General features: G+C 65.4%; 20 protein-coding genes. 6 read left to right on the top strand and 14 right to left on the bottom strand.

What is annotated here, in order from left to right:
- Positions 1–42: 42 nt before the first annotated feature.
- Positions 43–603: an NADPH-dependent FMN reductase gene (locus tag ACLMAJ_RS06360; protein ID WP_412012569.1), complete on the top strand. Its 561-nt coding sequence runs from the start codon at positions 43–45 to the stop codon at positions 601–603.
- Here the strand turns inward: ACLMAJ_RS06360 and eccE (ACLMAJ_RS06355) are convergent.
- A complete protein-coding gene (gene eccE / locus ACLMAJ_RS06355; protein WP_412012568.1) occupies positions 600–2,246 on the bottom strand; it encodes a type VII secretion protein EccE in 1,647 nt (548 codons plus the stop codon). The genes ACLMAJ_RS06360 and eccE (ACLMAJ_RS06355) overlap by 4 nt on opposite strands.
- A gap of 112 nt (positions 2,247–2,358) precedes the next feature.
- On the opposite strand from eccE (ACLMAJ_RS06355), the gene eccB (ACLMAJ_RS06350) reads away from it, so the two are divergent.
- A complete protein-coding gene (eccB, locus tag ACLMAJ_RS06350) occupies positions 2,359–3,843 on the top strand; it encodes a type VII secretion protein EccB (protein ID WP_412012567.1) in 1,485 nt (494 codons plus the stop codon).
- A gap of 129 nt (positions 3,844–3,972) precedes the next feature.
- On the opposite strand, the gene eccCa is transcribed toward eccB (ACLMAJ_RS06350), so the two are convergent.
- From eccCa to eccD, 3 genes are read right to left on the bottom strand one after another with little or no spacing between them, the layout of a single operon-like run.
- Positions 3,973–8,070: a type VII secretion protein EccCa gene (gene eccCa / locus ACLMAJ_RS06345; RefSeq protein ID WP_412012566.1), complete on the bottom strand. Its 4,098-nt coding sequence runs from the start codon at positions 8,068–8,070 to the stop codon at positions 3,973–3,975.
- A gap of 3 nt (positions 8,071–8,073) precedes the next feature.
- Positions 8,074–9,447: a type VII secretion-associated serine protease mycosin gene (mycP, locus tag ACLMAJ_RS06340; protein WP_412012832.1), complete on the bottom strand. Its 1,374-nt coding sequence runs from the start codon at positions 9,445–9,447 to the stop codon at positions 8,074–8,076.
- A 43-nt stretch (positions 9,448–9,490) separates the two neighbouring features.
- Positions 9,491–10,963 (bottom strand): type VII secretion integral membrane protein EccD, encoded by a 1,473-nt coding sequence (eccD, locus tag ACLMAJ_RS06335; RefSeq protein WP_412012565.1) that lies wholly within the window; start codon positions 10,961–10,963, stop codon positions 9,491–9,493.
- A 278-nt stretch (positions 10,964–11,241) separates the two neighbouring features.
- Between eccD and eccA the strand changes: the two genes are divergently transcribed.
- Positions 11,242–13,059 (top strand): type VII secretion AAA-ATPase EccA, encoded by a 1,818-nt coding sequence (gene eccA / locus ACLMAJ_RS06330; RefSeq protein WP_412012564.1) that lies wholly within the window; start codon positions 11,242–11,244, stop codon positions 13,057–13,059.
- Positions 13,060–13,065: 6 nt separating this feature from the next.
- Here eccA and eccB (ACLMAJ_RS06325) read toward each other — a convergent pair whose 3' ends face one another.
- Positions 13,066–14,487, bottom strand: a complete 1,422-nt coding sequence (gene eccB, locus ACLMAJ_RS06325) for a type VII secretion protein EccB (RefSeq protein ID WP_412012563.1) — start codon at positions 14,485–14,487, stop codon at positions 13,066–13,068.
- A 139-nt stretch (positions 14,488–14,626) separates the two neighbouring features.
- Between eccB (ACLMAJ_RS06325) and eccE (ACLMAJ_RS06320) the strand changes: the two genes are divergently transcribed.
- A complete protein-coding gene (gene eccE / locus ACLMAJ_RS06320) occupies positions 14,627–16,354 on the top strand; it encodes a type VII secretion protein EccE (RefSeq protein WP_412012562.1) in 1,728 nt (575 codons plus the stop codon).
- A 75-nt stretch (positions 16,355–16,429) separates the two neighbouring features.
- Here the strand turns inward: eccE (ACLMAJ_RS06320) and ACLMAJ_RS06315 are convergent, their stop codons facing one another.
- The 9 genes from ACLMAJ_RS06315 to ACLMAJ_RS06275 form a co-directional block, all read right to left on the bottom strand.
- Positions 16,430–16,720, bottom strand: a complete 291-nt coding sequence (locus ACLMAJ_RS06315) for a WXG100 family type VII secretion target (RefSeq protein ID WP_412012561.1) — start codon at positions 16,718–16,720, stop codon at positions 16,430–16,432.
- A gap of 31 nt (positions 16,721–16,751) precedes the next feature.
- On the bottom strand, positions 16,752–17,051 hold the full coding sequence (locus tag ACLMAJ_RS06310; RefSeq protein ID WP_412012560.1) for a WXG100 family type VII secretion target: 300 nt from the start codon (positions 17,049–17,051) through the stop codon (positions 16,752–16,754).
- Positions 17,052–17,131: 80 nt separating this feature from the next.
- Positions 17,132–17,923, bottom strand: a complete 792-nt coding sequence (locus ACLMAJ_RS06305) for an ESX secretion-associated protein EspG (RefSeq protein ID WP_412012559.1) — start codon at positions 17,921–17,923, stop codon at positions 17,132–17,134.
- A gap of 25 nt (positions 17,924–17,948) precedes the next feature.
- Positions 17,949–18,944 carry a PPE domain-containing protein gene (locus tag ACLMAJ_RS06300; protein WP_412012558.1) on the bottom strand — a complete coding sequence of 332 codons (996 nt, stop codon included), beginning with the start codon at positions 18,942–18,944 and terminating at the stop codon, positions 17,949–17,951.
- A gap of 16 nt (positions 18,945–18,960) precedes the next feature.
- Entirely contained in the window at positions 18,961–19,257 is a 297-nt protein-coding gene (locus ACLMAJ_RS06295; protein WP_412012557.1) for a PE domain-containing protein, read from the bottom strand.
- A 13-nt stretch (positions 19,258–19,270) separates the two neighbouring features.
- A complete protein-coding gene (locus ACLMAJ_RS06290; RefSeq protein ID WP_412012556.1) occupies positions 19,271–20,611 on the bottom strand; it encodes a hypothetical protein in 1,341 nt (446 codons plus the stop codon).
- Positions 20,608–20,865: a hypothetical protein gene (locus tag ACLMAJ_RS06285; RefSeq protein WP_412012555.1), complete on the bottom strand. Its 258-nt coding sequence runs from the start codon at positions 20,863–20,865 to the stop codon at positions 20,608–20,610. The genes ACLMAJ_RS06290 and ACLMAJ_RS06285 overlap by 4 nt, the downstream gene beginning before the upstream one ends.
- 164 nt (positions 20,866–21,029) lie before the next feature.
- Entirely contained in the window at positions 21,030–21,329 is a 300-nt protein-coding gene (locus ACLMAJ_RS06280) for a YbaB/EbfC family nucleoid-associated protein (protein ID WP_412012554.1), read from the bottom strand.
- Positions 21,326–21,604 carry a hypothetical protein gene (locus tag ACLMAJ_RS06275; RefSeq protein WP_412012553.1) on the bottom strand — a complete coding sequence of 93 codons (279 nt, stop codon included), beginning with the start codon at positions 21,602–21,604 and terminating at the stop codon, positions 21,326–21,328. The genes ACLMAJ_RS06280 and ACLMAJ_RS06275 overlap by 4 nt, the downstream gene beginning before the upstream one ends.
- A 329-nt stretch (positions 21,605–21,933) precedes the next feature.
- On the opposite strand from ACLMAJ_RS06275, the gene ACLMAJ_RS06270 reads away from it, so the two are divergent.
- Together ACLMAJ_RS06270 and ACLMAJ_RS06265 are read left to right on the top strand one after the other, a co-directional pair.
- Positions 21,934–24,057 (top strand): hypothetical protein, encoded by a 2,124-nt coding sequence (locus ACLMAJ_RS06270; RefSeq protein ID WP_412012552.1) that lies wholly within the window; start codon positions 21,934–21,936, stop codon positions 24,055–24,057.
- Positions 24,054–24,836: an ESX secretion-associated protein EspG gene (locus tag ACLMAJ_RS06265; protein WP_412012551.1), complete on the top strand. Its 783-nt coding sequence runs from the start codon at positions 24,054–24,056 to the stop codon at positions 24,834–24,836. The genes ACLMAJ_RS06270 and ACLMAJ_RS06265 overlap by 4 nt, the downstream gene beginning before the upstream one ends.
- Positions 24,837–24,839: the final 3 nt, after the last annotated feature.

Genomic DNA, 24,839 nt, shown 5'->3' with positions numbered 1-24,839 from the left:
CGAAAGAGGAGATCGGAGGTTGTCGCGGGATAGGCTCGCGCTGTGGACAACCCGTTGCGGCTCGAAGTCATCGTGGCCAGTGTGCGGCCGGAGCGTTTCGCCCCGGTCGTCGCCGATTGGTTTCTGCGTACGGTGCGGACAAGTCCCGAATTCGATACGGGCGTAATCGATCTCAGCGAAACTCCGCTACCGGTCGACCTCACCGACAATCCGGCGGTCGAGGCATATCGCGCCAGGCTGGCCGCAGCCGACGCCTTCGTGGCGATCACCTCCGAGTACAACCACGGCTATCCGGCCTCGCTGAAAACCGCCTTCGATACGGCGAAACGGGAATGGCGGGCCAAACCGATCGGATTCGTGTCCTATGGCGGTCTGTCCGGCGGGCTACGCGCTGTCGAGCAGTTGCGGCAAGTGGTCGCCGAAATCCACATGGTCTCCATACGCGAGACGGTCAGCTTCCATCAGGCGAAGAAGCGTTTCGATTCGGCGGGAGACACCCAGGACGGTGCCGCGATCGACGCCGCCGACCGTCTGATCAGCCAATTGGCTTGGTGGGCACGAACATTGCGGACCGCACGCGCCGTCGACCCGTATCCGGGCTAGTTGCTGTTCGCCATCGCGCGGCGCCCGCGCGGATGGCCGATGTAGGTGGCCTCGCGGGGGATGGAGACCAGGGTGAGGTCGACCTGGGCGGTGCCGGTGCGCAAAATGACGTGGTTGCCGATGGCGCCGGGCTGGTGGAACGACAGGTCGGGGCGGGTGGCGGGCCAGCCCATCGGGTCGCCGGTCACATAGATCGTCGTGACACCGGCGTGTGGTGCGGGTGCGAGCACTCCGTCGACGACGGTGGCCGTGAAACCCGCATCGGATTGGTGGGTTTCGACCGCGAGGGTGAGCCGTTCCGGGTTCGAGATGGTGTTCACCAGGTTTTCCCAGGCGTGCGCGCGATCGGTGCGGACCAGTACCCGCTCGCCGACCGCCAGCGCGCGGAACACCAACTGCTGCGCCAGATAGAGCTCGCCCGCGACGTAGACGGTCGAGATGCCGGTGCCGACGATTCGCACCGCGACACCCTGCCCCTCGTCGTCCGAGCCGATCAGCTGGCCGCAGCCCGACGACGGCAGATGCAGCGCCCCGATCACGTCGATCGGATACTCGGCCACCGGGACGGTGTCGTCGACGGACGGGATGGCGAGCGGCAAGTGCGCGAGCAACCCGTCGCGGTGGCGTCCTGCCATCGAGATCAGGCCCTTGAGCTTGGTTCGCTCCGGCAGTTCGCGTGCGGTCAGCCGCCAGGCCGCGCCGATGCTCACCGACTCGGCCGAACTGCCCGGCCGCAGCCGCACCGCGACTGTGGTGCCGCGCGATGGCGCCACCCACAATTGCGCGAGCAGGTCCGAGCCGAGCCGGGTCGGGTCGACCGCGCTGCCGATGTTCACGTTGTTGCCGATCTCCGCGTAGCGCCAGCGGTGGGTCAGCGTGCGTGGATCGAAACCGGCGGTGATCTGCAGGACCGCCTTGCGGATTTCCGGCGCGGTGAGGATGCGGGCATTGCAGTCGGCGTCTTCGAGCGCGCGCATAATGCGTTGTGTCGCAATGGTTACCGTGCGTGAGGCGCCCTCGCTGCCGCCGCCGCGCCTTGCCGCGGCCTCCGGGCAGGCGATCGCGTCGAAGCTGATGGCGAGCCACACCGTGCGATGGGCGGTGGCGGGCAACGGCCCGAGCAGTGATTCGTAGATCTTGCCCGCGGGCGTGCCGGAGCGGCTGCGGTGGCCATGGCTGATGATGTCGATGCCGCTGAGCAGGATGTCGTGCTGGTTGAGGCATTTGGCGAGCTCGGGAAGCGGCAGCAGGTGCGAGGCGTGCACCGTGGTGCGGGCGATGCGAGTGAGGCCGCCCTTCGGCGCGAGCACCTCGACGACGGTGACGACCCGGGTCCCATCCCAGTACAAACCGAGCGAACGACCATCGGGGCCACGGAAATCGACGGTGTTGCCGAGCTGGTAGTCATCGCGCGTGGCATAACGCCACCAGGTGCCGACCCAGTCGAGCAGCGTCCGTTTGGCAATGGGAACAAGCGGCACCGATGCGGCGACGATGGCGATGCCGAGCGCGAGGAAGGCCGCGAGCCCGACGAGCAGCGCGGCCAGACCGGCGAAAAGCCCGATCACCTGCGCCACCAGCAGATTCTGCAGCGAAATGCGCCCGAGCAGCGGGCGTGGTCCCGCCCCGGCGGATTCGGCCATCGTCGTCCCCCAAGTACCCGATATCGGCCGTTTACTACCGGCCGAGCTGAACAACAGTCCTCGGGAACTGTACTGTGTTCCGCGAACGAGAGCACTGTTCGGGGGAGGAAACATGCCTTCAAAACCCACTACTCGCTGGCAGGTCAGTGGCTACCGCTTCCTGGTCCGGCGGATGGAGCACGCACTGGTCCGCAGGGATGTGCGGATGCTGCACGACCCGATGCGCTCGCAGTCGCGCGCGTACGCGGCCGGGCTGGTGTTGGCCATCGTCGTACTTGCGGGCTGCGGCGTACTCGCGCTGCTTCGCCCGCAGGACAAGATCGGCAGCAACAAGATTCTGATCGGCAAGGAATCCGGCGGCGTCTACGTAGTTCTCGACGACGTCGTGTATCCCACGTTGAACCTGGCCTCGGCCAGGCTTGCCGCGGGTGAGCCGTCCAAGCCCGCGGTCGTCAAGGACTCCGAGCTCGGTAAGAAGCCGCGTGGCCAGCTGATCGGCATCCCCGGTGCGCCCGCCTCGCTGCGCTTCGAGAAGGACGGCAAGGGCCGCGTCTGGACCGTGTGCGATCAGCTGAAGAACGACGGCAGTAAGGATCTCACCACCTCGGTGCTCGCCGGCGCCCCCGAACTCGGGGAGAAGGCGTCGGTCATGGGCAACGACAGGGCCATGCTCGTGCAGGGCAAGGACGCGACGTATCTGGTGTACGACAACCGGCGAGCCCGGGTCGACATGACAGACCGTGCCGTCACCGACGCGCTGAACATCACCGGCGCCACCGCACGGCCGATCGGTGAGGGCCTGCTCAACACGATTCCCGAAGTGCTGCCGATCATTCCGCCCAAGATCGATGACCCGGGCGGCTCGGTGTCCTACCCGGTCGCCAACCATCGGATCGGCGATGTGGTGGAGGTCCTCACCGTGCCGGGCATCCACTATGTGGTGCTGCAAGACGGGCTGCAACAGATTTCCCCGTTGACCGCCAACATCATTCGCAACCGATACCGGTCCACGGCGGCGAACACCACCATCGATCAGACCGATAAAACCAATGCGAACGTGTCGCACACGTTGCGCGTCGAGCACTATCCGCAGGCCGCGCCATCGATCATCCAGGCAAGGGATCAGCCGGTCGGATGCCTGTCCTGGAAGCCGATCGCCGCGGCGGCGGAAAACAAGGACGGCAATCGGGCAGAGCTTTCGGTGATCACCGGTGTGACCCTGCCGATTCCGGACAAGTCGAAACTGGTGCCGCTGGCGCAGGCGGACGGTTCCGGGGCCAACGCCGACTCGGTGTACATCAAGCCGGGCACCGGCGCGTTCATCCAGAGCACCGGCATCGAGCAGGACAGCCGCCGCAAGGACAGCATGTTCTACATCGCCGACACCGGAGTCCGCTACGGCGTCAAGAACGCTGAGGCGTCCAAGGCGCTCGGGATGGATACCGAGGCAGGCGTGAAGCCGGAACCCGCGCCGTGGCCGATCGTCGGGCTGCTCGCGTCGGGTCCGAGCCTCGGCAGGGAAGAGGCGATGGTCGCGCACGACGGGGTCGCGCCGGACCCTTCACCCGCGAAACAGCCTGTCGCCTCGGTGAAATAGTTTCGACGAGCCACTCGAACAAATCCGCCCCTGTGGCCCCAGCGAATAGCGGGACCACAGGGGCGGATTCACGTCCGGAACAGGCGGGCCGCCGACCTGTTCGAACACCACACCGATAGCTGGGATCCGTTATACCGGCGGCAGGTAGGCAATCTGAACCATCTCGGGCTCACCACGGGATACGAGCGTGCCTCGACCGGCAGGCAGCTTTGTTGAACGGATATCACCGAGGAACTTGCCTTCGTCCTTCGGCGCGCTCATGAGCAGCGCGTCGACCGACAGGTCCTTCATCCGGCCGAGAACCTTGTCATACAAGGCACGGGATGCGCCGCCGGAGCGGCGGGCCACGATCAGATGCATACCGATATCGCGGGCCTGCGGCAGGTATTCCAGCAGCGGCTCCAACGGATTGTCGCCGGTGGCGACCATGTCGTAGTCATCGACGACGATGTAGATTTCCGGCCCGCTCCACCAACTGCGCTCGCGCAGCTCCTTCGGGGTGATGTCCGAGCCGGGAATCCGTTTGGCCAGGTAGCCGGCGACCTCTCGGATCATGCCGGCGGAGGTTTGCGAGGAGGTCGAGTATCCGGCCAGCTGGTCGCCCTCGATGATGCCGAGCATGGTGCGCCGGTAGTCGATCAGGATGACCCGCGCTTGATCGGCATTCGAATTCTCGACCAGCCCCATGACAATGTTGCGCAGCAATGTCGTCTTGCCGGACTCGACGTCGGCGAAGACCATGAAGTGCGGCTGGGCGGCGAAATTCAGGACGAGCGGCTGCAATTCGGATTCACCGATCCCGACCGCGACGCGAGTCGGCCCGAGTTCTATGCCGTGCCGACGGACAGTGTCGAGCACCTGTTCGCGTGGAATCTCCAGCGGCAGCATGCGCACCTCCGGTGCGCGCCTGCTGCCATAGAGCTCGTTGAGCTGCCGCTTGGCTTCGCCCGCTCCCTCCGGGAGTGTGCGTGCGTTGGAGTCGGAATCCAGCCGAGGTAGCGCGATGAGCATGTGCAGGCGGTCGGGTGTCAACCCGCGACCGGGACGGCCGAGCGGGACGAGCACGGCCGCGCGTCGATCCATCTCGGAGTCGGACGGATCGCCGAGGCGCAACTCCAGCCTGGTGCCGATGAGATCCTTGATGGCGGGCCGAATCTCGGCCCATCGGCTGGCCGAGAGCATGAGATGGATGCCGTAGGACAGACCTTGAGCGGCCAGCGAATTGAAGGCCTGTTCGAGTACGTCGAACTCGGCGCGGATAGTCGGCCACCCGTCCACCACGAGAAACACATCGCCGAATTGGTCCTCGGAGAGCGGATCGGCGGCACGTTCGGCCTCAGGGAGCTCGCTGAGTACTGCCTTACGCCGACGGAATTCGGCGATCGACTCGATACCGAGCTCACGGAAGCGTTCCTCGCGCTGATGCAGCAAGGTGTTCATCTCTGCGATGGTGCGGCGAACCCGATCGACCTCGAGGCGCCCCGCCACCGAACCGACATGCGGCAGATCGGCGAGCCCGGCCAGGGTGCCACCACCGAAGTCCAGGCAGTAGAACTGGATCTGTTCGGGGGTGTGCGTGGCCGCGGCGGCCATGATGACGGTGCGCATCGCGGTCGATTTACCGGACTGCGGGCCACCGACCACGGCCAGATTGCCCTGTGCGCCGGACAGATCGATCATCAGCACGTCGCGACGCTGTTCGTAGGGCTTGTCGATCACACCGATCGGCATCCACAGCTGACCGTGCCGATTGACCGGAGACTTCCAGTCCGGATCGGGCAGCAACATATCCACCGACGGCGATTCGTCCAACGGTGGCAGCCATACTTCGTGCGCGGGCCGTCCATGCCCATTCAGCTGCGCTACGACCACCTGAAGCAGGGTCGCGGGCACACCTTCGTTCGGCCGTGCGGTCACGTCCGGCTCGGCATCCAGTTCGAGGGCGCCTGGCGGGGGCGGCAATTCCAGTCCGCCTGGCGCGGGCGGCAGTTCGGGTAGACCACGCGGCCGCGACGGCGTCGTACCGCGCGGTACCTCGGGTGCTTCGACCTCCGCCGCGGTGAAGACCAGCGGCATCTGTCCACCGACCGAACGTCCACCGACCTGTTGGCTACCCCGCGGCGAAACATACGGTCCCGACACGTAGGACGCGGTGAAACGCAGTGGGTCGTCCGCGTCGCTCTTGAGGTAGGCGGAGCCGGGCACGCTCGGCAGGTGGTAGGCATCGGTGATACCGAGCACCGCGCGCGACTCGTTGGCCGAGAAGGTGCGCAGACCGATGCGGTAGGACAGGTGGCTGTCCAGTCCGCGCAGTTTGTTCTCCTCCAGACGCTGTGAGGCGAGCAGTAGGTGCACGCGCAACGAGCGGCCGAGTCGGCCGATCATCACGAACAGGTCGGCGAAATCCGGTTTCTGGGACAAGAGTTCGGAGAACTCGTCGACTACGACGAACAGCGCGGGTAGCGGATCGAGTTGCGCACCCGCGGCGCGCGCCTTCTCGTACTCGGTGACATTGGCGAAATTTCCTGCCGAGCGCAGCAATTCCTGACGGCGGTTCATCTCGCCCGACAGCGCGTCCTTCATCCGGTCGACCATCGAGAGTTCTTCCTCGAGGTTGGTGATGACCGCGGCGACATGCGGCAGCGAATCGAGTCCGAGGAAGGTCGCGCCGCCCTTGAAGTCGACAAGCACCAGATTCAACAGGTCCGGTGAATGCGAGGTCACCAGCGAAAGCACCAATGTCCGGAGGAACTCCGACTTCCCGGAACCGGTTGCGCCGATGCACAATCCGTGCGGTCCCATGCCGTTCTCGGCGGACTCCTTGATGTCGATCTCGACCGGGGTTCCGTCCGGAGTGACACCGATCGGCACCCGCAGGCGCTCACGGTCACTGCGCGGACGCCACACCACCGTCGGATTGATCTGCGCGGCATCGGGCACCTTCAGCAGCGACATCAGGCCCGTGACCGCACGTGTTTCGTCACCGAGGCTGACGATCTGCGCGGCCGTCGCGACCCGGTAGCGGGCGAGGTCCCTGGCCAGTGCGGCCCCCTCCGCGACGGTGACCACATCCGCGGTGGCGAACTTCTCGGTGCCCGCGGCCGATTTGGCCGCGACCATGCCGTCGTTGACCACCAGTTGCAGACCTCGGCGCACCGCGAGACCGGCCTGCGGCGCGGACAGATCCAGGACAGTGACCGAATCGAGGCCCGCGTCGCTGACGATGCGTTCGGTACCGCTGACGAACCCGTCATCGATGATGATCAACAGGTGGATTCGCCCGGCTGTCGGCTGGGCGTTGCGCATGAAACGGCCGCGCTCGAGCAGTTCGGCGGCCATGGCGGTCTCTAGTTCAGCCAGCGATTGGTACATCATGCGCCGAGAGCCGAGGCCGTCCCGGTCGATCGGATGCTGTAGGTGCGGTAGCCATTTGGCCCATGCCCATGCCGCACCGTCGGGGTCGGCGCAGATGATGGCGACCGCGGTGTGGTCGGGTCCGTGCGAGACGGCGAACTCCATCAGCATCGACCGAACCAGCATTCTGGCCTCGGCGGATTTGCCTTCGATATTGATGGCGGGGAAGGCGCGCAACGAAAGCGCGGTGGGCAGATGGTGCACCACCGAATGGGTGCGGACGAACCGGCGCAGCGCGACCGTCGACACCGGTTCCAAGTCCTCCAGCGGACCGGTCTCGGGTCGGGCCAGCTTGGTCGCCAGCCGATGGCTTCCCACTCCGACGCGCACATGTCCGAAATCCGGGTCGTTGGGCCGGCGTTCCCACATCCGCCGGGTTCCGACGATCGATTGCAGATCCGCAGGCTCCGGATGACTCCAGACCAACGCTTCCAGCTGGGAACGGCCGGTCTTGCGCACGTCCCTGCGCACCTGGTCGAGATAGCGGAAGTAGTCCTTACGCTCCTCGTTGAGTTCGGCGGCCTTCTTCGTGCCGCCGCCACCCCGGAAACCCGCAACCATGCCGACCATCGACATGAGCATCATCATCGGGAACATCATCATGAACGGATTGGCCAACAGGCTCTTGCCCATCATGACCATCATCGCGATCATGCCGACGACGGCGACGACCATCACCACCGGCATCAGTTTCATCAACAACCCGGTCGGCACCGGCCGGGGAATTTCCGGCGGCGCGGAGAGGGCCACTTCGCCGCCTGGCGGCCGGGGCGGCGCGATGCGAGGCCGACGCACGAATCCTTCGGTAGCCATGTCCTACAGTCCTTCTCGGGTTTCTTCCGCCGGATCGACACCGACCCGCTGTCGACGGAACGGAATGGACAACGCGTAGCCGATGACGAGCAGGGCCAGCAGGGCAACTGTCCCGATAGTCGCGACCCTGCGTGGCATGGGATCGACATACGGCGGTGGCGGCGGTGGCGGTAGTGCTCGCGCCACATCGGCTCCGGCACCGATCGGTTGCGCTGGCAGTTGCGCGGTGAGCGCGGCGAGTGGGTCGACCAGCCCGGCGCCGATCCGATCGTCGCGGCCGGCGCCGGGCTGCATCGCCGTGCGGATGATCCGATCCATCACCTGCCCGGCCGACAGTTCCGGAAACCTGGCCCGCACCAATGCGGCCAGCCCGGCGACGTAGGCGCTGGAAAAGCTTGTCCCGTTGATAGGTCCGATGCCCTCGCTGGTCTGCACAGAATCGACTACGCCGACCGCGCCCGGCTTGCTGTTGAGCGAGACGATGCCGCGCCCCGGCGCCGCGACGCCGACCCACGGACCATGAATCGAGAAATCCGATGCCTTCCCGTCCGGCTCCACCGAGGCCACCGATAGCACGTAGGGCGTGAACCACGCCGGGCTCACCACAGTCCGTACCGCACCCCACCCGCCGCCATCGTTCTGGGCGCTGCACGCACCGCCCTGTTGAATGTTGCCCGCCGCCGTCACCACGACCACATTTCGATCGTAGGCAAATTTCACCGCGGCGCCGAGGGCCGCGTCCGCGGGATCGGATCCACCTGCCGCACAGGCGACTTCGGAAACATTGATCACGGTCGAACCGAGATCGACCGCGCGCACGATGGCGGCGGCCAAGGTCAGTACATTGCCGTAACCGGCGGAGGAGATCTTGCCCGGTTCGTCGCTGCGACCGCGGTCTTTCGATTCGAAGGCCAAGCTCACCTGTCGGATCGCGAGGATCTCCGCGTCCGGCGCCACACCGGCGAAACCGTCCTCGGCGCTCGGCCGCGCGGCGATCAAGCCCGCGACCAGGGTGCCGTGGCCATCGCAGTCGGAGGTGCCATTCGAATTCGACACGAAATCCCCACCCGGTTGTAGCGCGGGCAGACGTGGGTGCGGATTCACGCCGGTGTCGATCACCGCGACCTTCTGGCCGGCGCCTCGGCTGAACTGCCACGCCGAGGGAAGATCCAGAAGTCGCTGCGACAGTGGCGGATCCTGCGGCGGGGCGCCTGCGAGCGTCGGTTCGGCACAGACCGAGCGCTGCTCGGTCGCGTCAGGTGGCCCGCCCGAGCTGGCCGCTATCGCCGCGCCGAGCGCACCGTCGTCGATGCCGGGCGGCCCGATGGCGAAAGCTGGGCCGGGAAAGCCGATCGCGGTGAGGCCGAGCACCAACATCACCCCTGCCAGCCTCAGCGGAATACTCACAGGCGCGCCTCGATCACAGGTTTCGAGCGGCCGAGTAGAGATCCATGATCCACAACACCAGTGGGATGATGGTGACGATCAGCAGATATTCGGTGAGCTCTCCCATCCTGCGCACCACCGGCGAAACCTCGACATGCGGCGCGATCACCCCGAAGGCGACCATCGCCGTCGAGACCGCGAGCAATATCCCGGCAATCGGTAGCGCGGAAGAGGGTTGACCGAGACCGACGGTGATCAGCACCGCGAGCAGTGTGGTGGCACCGCCACCGATCAGCGTGCTCGCCTGGACCAGGTCCGCGAAGGACCGGCCACGCAGGCACAGGATCAGCCCGACAACCACCGCGAGCGCAATGCCCTGCCAGCGCGCGGTACCCAGCTGATCGGCCGCGAGTACGGCCCCGAACACGGCCGCGAGCGTACTACCGAGCAGCATGCCGGATTGGTATTGGTTCGCGGCACTGGCCCGCAACTCCAGACCCACCGCCGACGGCAGTGCGGTGGCGCCGATAGCGCCGATGTCCTCGATCGTCGGCCTCGGCTCGTGATCGGCCGGGTCGATCGCACCACCAGCGGTGGGAACCGGCGGAACCGGCAGCCGCGCGGCCGCGACCGCGATCCGTGGCGCCATCGTGATGATGATCAGCGCCACGACAAGAGCACCGGCGGCGATCTTCGGGGTGCCGACATCCCACACCATGCGGACCAGGGCCGCGAACCCGCCGAACAACACGACGGTGATCATCGTCGCGCAGTTCATGGCGCCGACGCCGGTGAGGCTGTAGACGACCACAGCGACGACAAGGGCTGTGGCGCAAGCCAACAGCAGGTGCGGACTACCGAGCTCGCCCGGCACGAACAATCCGGCGGCCGCGAAGCACAGCAGTGTCGCGAACAGCGACAACATCATCGCGGTCAGCAGGGCCACGTACTTCCTGGTCGCGATCACCGCCGCGGCGATGGCGGCGATACCGGCGCCGAGCGCGAGGAAGCCGAGGTAGCCGCCGCCATCGTCCTGCTTCGCCACCGCGAGCAGGACGATGGCCGCCAGCACCCCGCCCAGCGCCGAGATCAGGCCCATCCAGCGGGCCGCGACCGGTGACCAACTTCGGAACGACTCCGCGGTCAGCCGCGACACCGCGTCGATGACATCGTCGAACAGCGCCGGGGATTCCTTCGCCGTCACCGAACGCAGAACAAGCAGTTCACCGTCGAAAACCTCAGCGTCGGTCAAGGTCTGGTTCGGCGGGATCGGGTCGCGACCGACCCTGGCCAAGGTCCAATGCTCGGTGCGTAGTGGCGCACCATCTTCGTGTTCGGTGAGATCCGGGGTACGTGATTCGATGAGACCGACCACATCGGTGATGAAGGTGGCGATCGGAATGGTCGCGGGCAACCCCAGATCGAGCTGAGTATTGCCTCCGATAATCGACACTCGACACAATTCCGGATCAGCGGCCACCATGCCACCGGTCAAAGACTCGCTCACGACTCCACCTCGCTGGCGCTCGACTCCATCGTGCCCGATGGCGCGCTGCGCCTATGGTTCACTCGCTGACGCTCGCTCACGACTCCACCTCGCTAGCGCTCGACTCCATCGTGCCCGATCGCGCGCTGCGCCCTTGGTTCACTCGCTGACGCTCGCTCACGAGTATGCAGACTCCCACTTCACACAGTCGAGGTTGATAAGGCACTCAATCTATACCGGCGTCTGCCGGTATGCTGGGCGAGATCTCGCACACACCGTATGCTCTGGGGGCTACCCGCATGACTGGCAACCGCCAAGCACAACGCGCCTTCGATGCTGGCGTCTTGTCCCTGGGCCTCTCCATCGATGGGCAGGAATCCGCCCGCGATCTCGAATACGCCAAGCTGGCGTTCACTCGGGCCACCGAATGGGATCCCGATATGTGCGACGCCTGGCTCGGCCGGGCCGCCGCGGGTGAAGTCACCCGCGAAGTCCTGTTCAACTTGTACAAGACAAGTCCGACAACACTGTTCCGGGAGCAACGTCGCCTCGGTTTGCGCCCCCGCGAGATGGCCGGACGCTTCGTGATCGGTCAGTACATCGACTATCCGCTGGCGAGCTTCACCGAGATCAGGCTGGCCCAGGCCTCGGTGCTGATCACCGAGGGTGACTACGACGAGGCCGAGCGAGTGCTCGACGAACTCGCCGCCCATCGCAAATCTCAACTGTCGCAACCCGATCGCGAGGTGGACGACCGCATCTGCGCGTACGTCCGCGCTTCGCTGCACTACCAGACCCAGCGCTGGTCGGATGTGATGACGGTGCTGGCGGGCTCCGCGGACTGGGAAGACCCGTACATGGCCGCGGCCGCACACGTGATGGTCGGCACCGCGTGTGCACAGCTCGGGCTGTTCGGCGAGGCGATCCGCCGCATGGAAAAGGCCGAGCAGGGGCCCATTCCGGCGGCCGCCGTCACCGCTCGGTTCTGCCGTGGCCTGTGTTTGCGCGAAACCGGCCACGAAGCCGAAGCACAAGCCCTTTTCGAGAAGGTGTACTCGGAGGCGCCGGATTTCGAAGCCAACGCCAACGCCATGCGGGATCGCAAGTACCGCATCACGATCACCACCCAGGAACAGATCGACGCACGCACCAACCGGTGGGATTCGGCCACGGCGCCCTCCACCGAGCAGATGGGCCGCGAGGAGCGCGACGACAAGGCCAAGCTGATTCTCGCGGCCGCACGCGCCGAACTCGATGCCCAGATCGGGCTGAGCGCGGTCAAGACTCAGGTGGCCAAGCTACAGGCGACCGCGCAGCTGGCGAAGATCCGCGCCGAGAAGGGGATGGCCAGCGTGCCGCGCGGTCAGCATCTGGCCTTCACCGGTCCGCCCGGCACCGGCAAGACGACCGTCGCCCGAGTGGTCGCCAAGATCTATTGCGGACTCGGCCTTTTGAAGACCGACTCGCTGGTGGAGGCCAAGCGCGCCGACTTCGTCGGACAGCATCTGGGCAGTACCGCGATAAAGACATCCAAGCTGATCGACAGCGCCATGGACGGCGTGCTGTTCATCGACGAGGCCTACACGCTGATTCAGACCGGGCTACAGGGCGGCGACGCATTCGGTCGTGAGGCAGTCGACACCATCCTGGCCAGGATGGAGGACGACCGCGATCGCCTTGTCGTCATCATCGCCGGGTACGACGGCGAGATCGATCGGCTGCTCGCCTCCAATGACGGCCTCGCCTCCCGGTTCGCCAAACGGGTGAAGTTCGATTCCTACACCCCGACCGAACTCGGTGAGATCGGGCAATTCATAGCGCGCAAACGCGATTCGGATCTCGCCGACGACGCGATGACGCTGCTGGTCCAAGCCTGCACAGAGCTGTACGCCAAGGAAAGCACAGACCAGAACGGCCAGCCGCGCCGCGGCGTCGATCTGGCGGGCAACGGGCGCTTCATCCGCAATGTCATCGAGTCGGCCGAGGAGGAACGCGAGTTCCGGCTCGCCAACGACGAGAACCTCGACCTGAGTGACATCGATGAAGCGGTGCTCATGCGCATCGAGGCGGACGATATGCGCAATGCTTTGACGAATGTCCTTTCGACCTTGCGATAGGACCGCCTACAGCGTGTCGTGGCTGACCAGGGCTTCTTTCGTCGCAAGAGTGGGGCCGGGGACCAGTTGGCCGACGATCTGCCATGGGGCGAGGCGGGGCTTGTCCTCGAGGCCGAGGATCGTTGCGGTCTCGGTGTCGGGGATGCCGTAGCGGACACCGTTGTCGCCCACGTAGAACAGGGTGCCGAGGCGTGCGCTATCGGGACTGATATCGGCTACCTGGATGTATTCGCCGGTGCTCGGTGGGATGTAGGCGGCGTCGACGCGGTCGCCACGGCCGTCCGCGGAGGCCAGCTCGACCGGAACGGATGTCTTCGCCAGCGGTATTTCACGACCCGCGAGCACGGTCACGGTCGGTGCCGGTCCGCTGGCATTTCCAGCCCACGAGACGCACCCGACCGGCGCCACCTGCGCAGTCACGATCTTCGGGGTTTCCTTCGGGAAGTGCTCGACCGCGAGGACGGTGAGCACCGCGATGCCGCTGAGCCGGTCCGGCGGCACCGTGATGATCTCGCTCATGCCTTGCGAATTCGCATTGCGGATCACCTGCGCGGTGAACGGTGATACTCGCTGCACACCGTCGGCGAGCACCACATACAGCTCCTCGGAATTCACCCCGCGCACCCGGATCACGCCGCCGACCGGAACATCGGACAGCCGGCCTGGACCGGGTTCACCGATTCGGTCGATATGTGGCGGTGTCAACGCCGGTACCTGGGTGGTGGAGTTCAATAACCCGGCGCTGATCGGCCTCGGCTGATAGTCGCGCAGCGCGAGTGATCTGGCCATCACCGAATCACCCTGGTCCACTTCCGCGCGCTTGCCGTCGAAAAGCAGAAAGGTCTTACCTTCGCGGATCACCAACAGGGCCTGCGCCGAGTCCAACGGCTGGGCGGCGGCCGCGTCGGTGTCGAGCCGACCGGCGATCACCGTGGACTTCGCGCCTGTCGAGGTGACGGTGCCCCATGAGGACAACGGCACGGTGTCACACAGTGTCCAGATCGACCCGCCGCCCGCCGACGAGCCGGGCAGTGCGGCGGGGGCGCCGGGGATGCCGACGAGTGGGCCGCGCGGTATATCCCCGAGCTTGGACTCCTTCACCGAGGTCGGCACCTCGTTGCTCTGCGTGATCAGGCGAGCCGATGCCAGATTCAGCACGGGATAGAGCTTGTTGTCGACGACCGCATACAGCGCGCCGCTCTCCTTGGCCATCACGATCTTCGAGTCACCGATAGAACCCTGTGGGCGCAGGAAGGACAGAATCGCCGCGCCCGCGACAACCAGAATGCCGAGTACCGCACCGACGAGCAGCGAGCGCGATTGCGACCGCATCGGATCGTGCAGCATCCGGATGTCCCGGCGCACCAGCGCGTGCTCGTAGCGGCGCAACAGAAACCGATACCCGTTGACCTGGGCACGTGTTGTCAACTGGGCCGGCAAGATTCCTCCGAACGGGACGCAAGTAGAGCGAACTGCGATCGGTACACGCCTCTCGATTCCCGAGGAACGTGACCTACTCGCGTGACTACAGTAGCGAAGCAATGGAAGTTCAGTCCATGATGAGCCCATGGCGATACCAACAGCCGATCCGGTGGCGCGGCCGGCGGCCCCACCGCTGAGTTCACCGCAGTCCTGGCTGTTTCGGGTACTTCCGCTGCGCCTTGTGGTTCCCGTGCTCTTGCTCGCGATCACAATAGCGCTCGTGGCGGTCGTCTACGGGGCACCGCCATATGCCGCGGCGGGCGGCGGTGGGCTCGTGGTGCTGATCGGGCTCGTCCGATTCCGCGGCACCTGCCTCACGGCATTTCTCGCCGATGAATTCGCCTTCCGCTGGCATGCGCTCCGGCACCGGGCGACCGGCGTGCACCAGGCTCCGTTCGATGTGCCGGTGCCCGATGGCGGCAGCTACGGCATGCGCTGGGACGGTGCCCGACTGATCACCATGTTGCGCATCGACGCACAACCACAGAACGTGACGCGGCTCAGTCCGAGCGGTCTGAACACCGGCGAAATGGTTCCATTGCCCGAAATCGCCCGCTGCCTGAACCAATTCGATATCGACCTCGCCTCGATCGACGTGATCAGTACCGGATCGCGCACCTCGGACGCGGGCCAGGTGGCCCGGCTCTACGAGCAGATCCTCGGCCCGCTGCCCGCGGTCGCGCATCGGACAGCCTGGGTGGTGCTGCGGTTCGACCCGTTGTCCAACGCGCCCGCGATAAACCGGCGCGGCGGCGGCTCGACCGGCACGTTGCGTTCGGCGATCGTCGCCACCCGGCGCGTCGCCAACCGCCTCGCCGCCCGCGATCTGACCGTGTCGGTGCTGTCGGCCGCCGAGATCACCGCCGCCGTCCATCAACTCACCCGCAGTGCCGATCTCGACCAGTTGAACGAGACATCACACAGCGTCGAGTACAACGGAATCCATTCCGCCACTTACCGGATGGCACCACAGGCTCTCGGGCCGCGCGGGCTCGCGGAAGTCTGGGCCGCCCCGAGCCTGGCGACGACGGTCACCCTGCGGCTGCGGCGCGCGACCGGCACGCCGACCCATCACCGCGAACACGGGCCCGCGACCCTCGCGGTGTCGGCGACGGTGCGCTTCGACGCCCGTGCACACCCACCCAAAATATCGGTTCCAGGGCTGATCGCCTTGTCCGGCAAGCACCGCCGCGCCCTGCTGGATCATCTGCCGATCAGCGCCCGGGGGCCGGCGCTGCCGATCGACAGTTATCTGGGCACACCGGATTCGCTGGCCGATCTTTTCACCCCGATCACCGGCTGCGGGCAGGTGATCGGTGCCGACTCCTCCGGGCAGGGCGTTGCCCTACCGCTGGTCGGTAAGTACATTCGCCGGGTCGAAATCGTCGGTACGCTACTCATCGCCAAACAGGTGATATTGCGGGCGATCGCACTGGGCGCCACCGTCGTGGTGCACACCAATCGACATGACGCATGGCGCTACATGGTGGACAGGGTCGCCGCGCCACACGCGCTTGCCCTGGCGTCCTGGTCGGCCGGGTCGCAGCAAGCGAGCGCACATCGGTCGGCCACAGTGGTTGTCTACGATGGCATTCCGCCATCCACGCATCATTCCGATGCGACCGTAATCGTATTGCGTTCGAACACAAGCCAGAGCACCGATAGCTTCGTGGGCGACATCACCCTGACCGAGGACCTCGACACCGCGAACCTCGTCACGGTCCGAACCGCGACGGAAACAACCTCGGTCCATATGGTCGCCACCCCGGCGGAGATGGGGTATCTCGACACTCCGATGGCGATGTCATATTGACAACCCGAACGTACTGAAAGTCCGAAACGGCCCGTACACGCGAATGGTGAACGGGCCGTTCGGAACCGGTTCGAGCTACATTCCGGCGAAGCTGTCGTACACCTTTTGGTCGGCACTCTGAGCATTGCCGAGCGCCCGGTCCACCGCGTCGCGCAGGTTCTCGAGTTTTGTGGCGGTGTCCGAGAACTCTTGCTCCCATTTTTTGTGCGCGTTTTTGAAACCCATGGCCGACTCGTTGTCTTCCCATGCGACATTGACCAGCTTGTCGGCCGCCGTCTCGAGGTGCCCGATCTCGGTGTGCAACGACTTGTAGTGGGCGTCCAGCTGATCAATCAGCGGCAGCAGATATTTGGGGTCGTAAAGCATATCTAATCCTTTCGAAAAGCGCTGATCGACACTACTTGCCGAGGTTGGTGAACAGATCGAGGTTGTCGGCGTCGATGTTCTTCTTGGTCTCGCCGCCCTCGAAAATATGCGATGTCATTTTGTCGAGTTTGGCGTTCAGTCGGCCGCCTTCGTCCATCCATTCGATGGCAGCCTTGCCACACGCGGTGTTGGCATCGCCCTGCCAGCCGGGCTTGGCCGCTTCGATGGAATCTTCGATGTTCTGGATCGTCTTCTTGATATTGCCGACCGCCGTGGTGAAGTCGTTGACTACGCCCGCGGTCGAGGCGTCGTCGTTACCTACCTTGCTCATTTTCTAACCTTTCACATTCATGTTTGTGTTCGGATGACGCTGCCAAGATCTCGCACAGTCAGCCCTCGACGACGCGTGAGCTAGGGCATCCACCTTCCTCCGGGCAATGAGTCGATCAGCGCGGAAATCGCCTGCGCGACGCGGTGATCAGAGCCCGGTGTGAAGGTGGACCAGACCCGGAGGTCTTGGGCGGTTCCGGGGCTGGCGACAATGCGACCGCGCGCGGTGTCGTATACCGCGACCGCTCCGGATGATCTGGTGCTCGCCCCGTCGGTATTGGCGTAGGCGACGATTTCGGCGTGTGCGAAGCAGGTGGACATGGCGAGCCCGAATTCGATCGCATCATTTTCGTCGGCGACACCGAGCGTGTAGAGCGCCTGGGTGAAGTCGCTCGAGGTCGATGCGCCGTCGAACCGGGTGCGCAGTTGATCCGCGAGAGCGCTGAAACCGGCGATCGGCGCGGGCGCACACCGTCCGAGAGCGGCCAGCATCGGACGGGCGAGCGCGGCACCGCTATCGTCGGCCCAGGTCGTGCGGATATCGAACGCGCTGCCGGTGCGGGTTGCGAGCGCATGTTCCCCGCCCCGCCGCGCCAGGCAGACTCGGATCTGATCTGCCTCGGTGTAGATGCGCGCCACCAGCTCTCGGTCTGGTTGCGCCAGCACCCGCAGCGCGGTGGCGAGTTCGGATTCCACCTCGTCGTAGCGGTCGACCAGCCCGGCACCGCGCAGCTGCGACATCGCCTCCTGCTGCGCGAGATGCCACGCATCGACCGAATCCTGTTGCGGGCCTACGCCCAGCACCAGGGGCAGGGTCTGCACGCCGAGCATGCTCGATACCGCGAGCAGTCCGTCGTTTGTCAACGTAGGCATATCGGCCTCCGACACCTCTGCGGTGTCACGGCTGCGCCTCGACTCGTGTCAGCGCCGGGTCGGCCGAGGCAGGGGCACGTGTGGCTTGCTCGGCGGCACCGAGTACCGGCGGAGCCGCATCGAAGCCCGCCTCGATATTCAGCGCCTCACCGGGACGTGGTTGCGCCACCGATCCGGCGCGGACGACGCGTTCGGGTTCGCCCATGGCACCGGCCGGACCCATACCGCCGGGCATCATCCGGCCGGCACCGCTCTCACTCGCCGCCGCCACCGGTTGCGCCGCAGTGGCTTCCGCGGTGGACGTCGCTTGCGCGACGGTCTGCGCCTGGTAGGCCGTCTGCGCGCGCGGCATCACTGAGAGCCCCGCGAAATTGGGCACGAAACCACCGCGTGCCATAGCCGGATTCGCCGGGGCTGTCGGTGCGACCGCACTACTCTGCTCGGCCTCCAGCGCGACACTGGTGGCGATGACCGGTGGATGCTGCTGTAGCCATGGGGTGGCCAATGGCGTGGTAGCCGACTCGTAGCTCTGCATCACCCGTGCGGCATTCGCCTTCGCCAAATCCTGCTCGTCGTCGACCTGCGCCGCCGCCGCGACAAGTGGTGCGCCGAGCGCGGCGCCTGCCTGCTCGATACCCTGCTTCGTCGCTTCCAGCGCCGCGATCTCGGCGACATGGGGCATCGCGAGCCTGGCCACTTCGTAGGCAATGGCTTGTCCGCCGGCTCGTGTCGCGTTCTGGCCCGCTGCCGCTGCCGCATCGACGAGCCAATCACGCAGAGCGGTGATCCGTTCGACGACGGCATCGCTCTGGGATGAGCGCCAAGATTCGCGAATCGTGGACATAATCTGGTCGTACTCGACGACCGCCGCCGCGAAGCTCGCGGCCAATTGCGCCCACGCGGCACTGGCATCGGCCATCGGCGCGCCACCACGCCCCATTGTCAGATCACGGGACAACTGTTCGGTGCGTCTGGCAGGCCAGACCACACCGGTGAACCCGATTACCGGTGGTTCGACCACACGCGCACCCCCGTTGCTATCTCGCTGCCCCGAAGTCGGCCGCATTGTCGTCGTCCATCCGCACCAGCACATCGGTGTGCGAACGTAGGGCGGCAGCCAACTTTCGGACCTCCAGGATGCCCGCGGTGGCGGCCTCGTCATACGAGGAGGCGACGCCGCGCAGCGATTCCGCGGCGCGAACCGAAACCTCGTCCACCCCGGCGGGTTCGACCGCGAGCGCGGGCAACCGTTGTCGCAGGTCGGACTCCAGCCGGGCCGCGAGCGCATCCAGCGCGGTGGCCGACTTGAGGGCCGGTACCGATTCGAATTCCATGATGTCCTCCTAATCAGAGGGTGAGCGACTTGTCCGGCGAATCGGAATCCAGTGGCCCCGAGACATGTTCGGCCGCGCCGACCACCGGCATCGACGCGCCTTCGACCTCGCCGACGACCTCATTGCCGTGTTGCTCGGTGACCAGCAGCCCGCGCAGACCATCGGCCGACTGCTCGCCCGGTCGCGCCATCCCGGCCGCGCCCGCGGCGCCACCCATCGGCATCATGCCCGGTGAGGACCCTACGCCGCGCGCCGCCGAAACCTGAGCGGCGGTTGCCGCTTCCGCGGCAGGCGTGCTCGCGCCCGCCGGTCCGAAAGAGGCGCCCGCACGCGGACCGTTCCACGCCGCCAACTGGCGCGCTTGGCCTCCAACGCCGACCGCACCGCCGCCGCCCCCACCACCGCCGGACGATCCCTTGCCGGGTCCGCCCAGTCCGGCCTCGTGCCGTGCCTTGTCCTCGGCGTCCTTGTCGACGACCGACTTCGCCGGATACAGCGCGGTCTGCGCGGCTTGCAGCGCCTGCCCACCCGCGCTCGCCATCTGAGTCAGTGGCTGCACCAGCTGCATCAGCTGCTGGATGGCTTTCGACGGATCGACACTCTTCGGTGCGCCGGTTACCGGCACTTTGGTTCCGGTCGCCGTCATGACCCCGCTGTGCCCGGCGAGTTCGACACGGGTCTTGGCGACGACCGCCGCAGCTTCGGCGAGCGTCTCGGTTGTCAGCGCGAGCACGAACGCCTGCCCCGCCGGGGTAGCGATGAAAGGTGCCGCTGCCGCAAGCGAAGTCATGAACTTGGTGATGATCCCCGCCATCAGCGTGGCGCCCTGAAAGACACTGCTCGCAGCGGCGGTGACGCCTGCCGAAGTCTCCGAGCTCTGCGCGGAGACGGCTGTGCCGTCCGAGGTAGCTTGGGCTGCCTTCTGGGCCGCGGATGTGGCACCCTCACTCTGCCAGAGCGACTGCGCGATTTGCAGCGCGGAAGTACCCAGCGTCATCGCTGTCTGCACCGCGGAGGACACCTGGGACATCACCTGCGCCGGGTCGATCTGCGGCAGGCCGTGCCCAACGGCTGGAGTGGTGCCATCGGCCGCGGCCGGGTACTGGCCGGTGCCGAGAGCGGGGAGACGTCCGGTGCCGAAACTGCTCGCCAAGTCGGTGAGGGGTTTGGCAAGCAGCGAAAGATCGATTACGGGAAGCGGCGGGAACTCCGGCATCGGTGGCAACCCCGGAATCTCCGGCAACGAGGGCAAGCCCATGTCCTTCAGGACATCGTTCACCGGCCTGTCCACTGCCTGGCCGATGGCACTGTGCCGCAGCAGATCCAGCACAGACTGGTCCAGGGGTTGGTTCATATCGATCTGCTGATCGTCCCGAAATCGGTGGCCGACGCGGCTTCGGTGGTGTCGTACAGGGCCGCACCCTCATACGCGGCAACCGCGGACATCCCGTACACGTGGGCCAGCTCGACCACCGACGCCAGGTTGTTGGCCTGAGCACCGGCGAACGTAGCCAGGAAGTCCTGGCCGATCAGCCCGAAGATCGGGATTGCGGCAGCAATGGTCGCGGCCTGGTTCGTTGCTCCAGCAACAACTACATCAGCCGCCATAGTCGCAGTTGCGTCACCATATGCGCGGATCGCGTCGGACGTAACCAATATTTCATTCATCGCAAACCCTAGCTGCCGGAAGATGATTGCTCCGTACCACGGAATGTACCGGATACCCCGATCCGATGCTCGGCAAGACTACCCATCACTGGTGAGTCTCACACCTACTCCGCGGCCTCTTCGTTGAACGCGGTGATCAGCTCGGCGCGTTGCGCGAAAGCTTGCCGCGCAGCCTGCCCCGCGGTACTGACCAACACCTGCTCGAACTCGGATGGTGACAATTTCGCTATCCCCGTGGACAATTCCAGATCCACCAGCGCTCCGCTGCCATCGACCACCACGGTGACCAGCCCGTCAGGTGAGGTCTCACGGACGCCGACGGCGGTCATCTCGTCGGCGAGGTCGCGCATCCGATTCAGCCTGCGGTGCGCCCGCGCCTCGAGTTCATCCATCGCCTCACTCATACCGACCTCAACCAGGTCTGCGGCTCGACTTCATACTCCGCTTCCTCGACCAGCTCCTGGCGGGCAACATCTTCCGGCTTGGGCAGCCCGGTCAGTGCGAGTACGTCGCTGGTCAATCCCGCCTTCTCCAGCTCCGCCCTGCGCGCGAGCCCGGCCCGATTCGCCGATCGTTTGCACAGTCTGACGATCTCGGCCGCCAACTCCCCAGGCGGACGGCGCAACTCATCCCACTCGACCCTGATAGCAATCGGCAATCCCTGTTCGGTGGTCTCCACCGAAATCGATCCACTTTTGGACGCGGTTGTCCACATAAGCATCCCTCATCACCTCGTGGTACCCGCGAGTATACGACCGGGCACCGACACAGCAACAGTCGTGACATCCCTGATCACCCCGACGCCCCAAGGGATTTCGGGCCAGCAGTGTACTACCACAGTGACTCGCAGAGCGGTTGGAATATCGCCAACTATGGGAAGAACGTCCGCCGTGCGAGGTAGCGCAGTCGTGTCACACTGGATTCGGATTCTCGGTGATAGTCAGGAGCGCGACCTATGGGTGACACCAAGGCCTTGCCGCAGTCGAGTGCACGCATGCGGGGGCAGCGATGAGCAGCCATGACGCCATGTACGGCGGCACCCAAGAGCCGACAAAGGCCGTTGGCCCGATCGTGACGCCCGACAAGAAGGAAGAAGACCCCTGGAAGGAGGTCGCCAAGCAGACGGCTGCCGGGGAGGTCAGGTTCGAGCCCATGGCCGCGCAGCTGGCTGCTCAGGAATGCGCCGATGCGATAGGCGGCATCCTCGGTGTCCAGAAGACGATCAGCGACATGGGCACACTGAAGGAACTGAGTCAGCTCCTCTCCGGCGGCGTACTCGCCATCCAGTTCAACAACACCCTCCACGGGCTCAACGACGTGCTGAACACTCACAAAACGACGTTGGACCAGATGTTGAACACGTTCAAGGCCGCAGGCACTAAATATATCGATACCGACCTTGATTCCGCGACCGGATTCGATAAAAAGACCAGAGACCAGATGAAGGAGGCTTTGGCCAACATCAAAGCCCCCACCACGGCGGGAAAACCTCGTAACGACGACGTGCCGAAATTGAAGGATGTAGATATCCCGAAATCGGAGAGCGTCGGCGAGGATGGCGAAAAAATCCCGTTGTCCAGTAGAGACTATCTGGACTCAGTGAAAGTGAGCAAAAAAGAATCTGCGACCACAGAGTACCAAGCGCGTGACGAGTACCAAGCGCGCGACTTGGTCAAACCGGCCAATCTCCCGAAAGGTCTCATGGACTATACGGGCGAGAACCAGACGCAGCCGACAGCCTTGCAGCAGTGGCGGCTGGAAGCGAGCGCCAAACCCGAGAATCCGGACAGTCAAGAGTGGGCTGATTTGTATAACCTCGGCAAATCAACCGAGCGGGCGATCAAGCCGGTGAGTCACGCCTCCGACATGTGGAAGTGGATGGCCAAGGAACTGACCGACACCGTCGGCGCCTTCTCCACGAAACTGACGAGTATTCCCGATTCCCTATGGAAGGGTGAGGGCGCCGATTCCGCAGTAGGCGCGGTAAAGAAGTATCACGCGAAAGCCGATAACCTGTCCGAGCGCATGCGAGCCGTCGGCTCCAACCTCGAGTACACATCGCAATGGCTGGCAGACACCAAAAAAGGCATGCCCACGGAACCGAGTGCACCAAAGCCGGTGGTGATCGACGACGGTGGTGGCGCCAGTTCTGAACTGCCGGGCGGCGGTGCCACCATTACCCAAGATTCCGAGAATTTATCGACCGCCGCCCAAAATAAGCGCAATCTTGCGATATACCGCCAGAACATGGAAAACAACTATGTTTTCGGTGTCCAGGCGTCGTCGTTGTTCGTTCCCGCGTTGGACGAGTTGCCGGTGACCGCAGTGACGAAACCCGAGGACGAACCGAAGGACGGCGGCACGGGCGGAGGCCAGAACAACAACACCGGCGGAGGCGGCTCGGATAACACCGGCGGCGGCCAGAGTTACGGCGGCCAAAATAATGGCGGCCCCAGTGCCACCAACTACAACCCGACCAGCCCACCCGTGGTTCCACAGGACACGAGTGACTACAGCACACAGACCAAATCCCCCAGCGACGCCAACTCACAGACACTGACCAACCCAGCCGGGGCAGATCCCACCTCCCCAACCTCCCCCACTTCCGGAACCGACGGCCTGAGTCAGGCGGCCAACCTCGCACAGCAGGGCCTGGGCGGCGCCGAGAGCGCGATTCAGGCCGCGGCGCAGGCCGCCCAGCAAGCCGCGGCCGCGGGGGCAGCGGGATCCGGGTTGAACGCGGCAAGGGCCGGGCTGCCCGGCGGCCTCGGCACGCCCGGCGGTGGCAGCAGCGGGATCAATGCCGCCGCAAAAGTCGGCGGCGGCGGTAGTGGACTGGGTAGCGGCGCCGCTGCTGCCGCACTACAGAAGGAAGCCGATGCGGCACGGATGTTTCCGCGAGCGAACGCCGCCGGACCCGCACCGGCGTCGGCGCTCGGGCGCATGGGCGGAATGTCCGCGGCCAGTATGCCCACGAACGGTACGCCGGGATCACCCGGTGCGGCCGGTGGGGGTCAGGGCCAAGGGCAGGGCAAGGAACACAAGCGCCCCAGCTACCTCGAGTCCAGCAAGCACCTGGAGGAGGCGCTCGGTGACGCGCCAACGGTCGTGAGGGCCGTTGTAGAGAAATGACCCGAACCTGGAAATTCACCGACCTCGAGTTCGTCGTCGCTTGGGAAACCTTCCAAGCGGACCTCCTTCCGGCTCCGTTCGTATTCACGAGCCGAACTCCGCTGTACGACGACTACCAGCGTGAGAAGCGGGATCTCCGTGCGCAACTGGGCACTACGCTCGACCACAACCTCGAGCGAGTGATGGATGTGGTCGCGCGGCCGGAGATCCGAGTCGAACTGCACGGTTGGGGCAGCGACAGCGAGGACGCCGCGAGTCAGATCCGACTGCTGGCGGTCCGCCGTGCGGGCGACGGCTACCTACTCAAACAGCTACCGGGCGAAACTGCTTGGCACAGTGGCGGTTACACGATCACCGAATGCGCGCCGGTGGAGCTCGCCAATGTACTCCTTGCCGAGCTGCCCGAGGTAGCGGCGGGCAAGCTCGGAGACATCGTGCTCACCAAGCAGACCAAAGGCGCCGACCTGGACTACTCCTACGGCCGGTCGTTCATCAACGACTCCTTCGACGACACCGTCGAACGGCAGACCGACCAATTCGTCCGTGCCCCGAGCACCGGCGAGGGCATCATCCATATCGAACAGGGGATGTCGCGGTTCGGCCCGCGCGGGATAACCCGCAGACGCCTGTGCTGGCGCGACCTGGAGGACGACGGACGCTACGCGATCACCAACGGGATCCCGCCTGCCGCGGTGGCCGCCGACACCAAACGGCTCACCGCACTGCTGAATTCGAACATCGCCGACGTGGTCAAAGCCATCAAAGACGAACGCCGATAGGGC

It is taken from the genome of Nocardia arseniciresistens, from assembly GCF_046764875.1.
Taxonomy (GTDB): domain Bacteria; phylum Actinomycetota; class Actinomycetes; order Mycobacteriales; family Mycobacteriaceae; genus Nocardia; species Nocardia arseniciresistens.
Note: the sequence above shows the minus strand (reverse complement) of the source record. Positions and strands in the feature narration are given on the sequence as shown.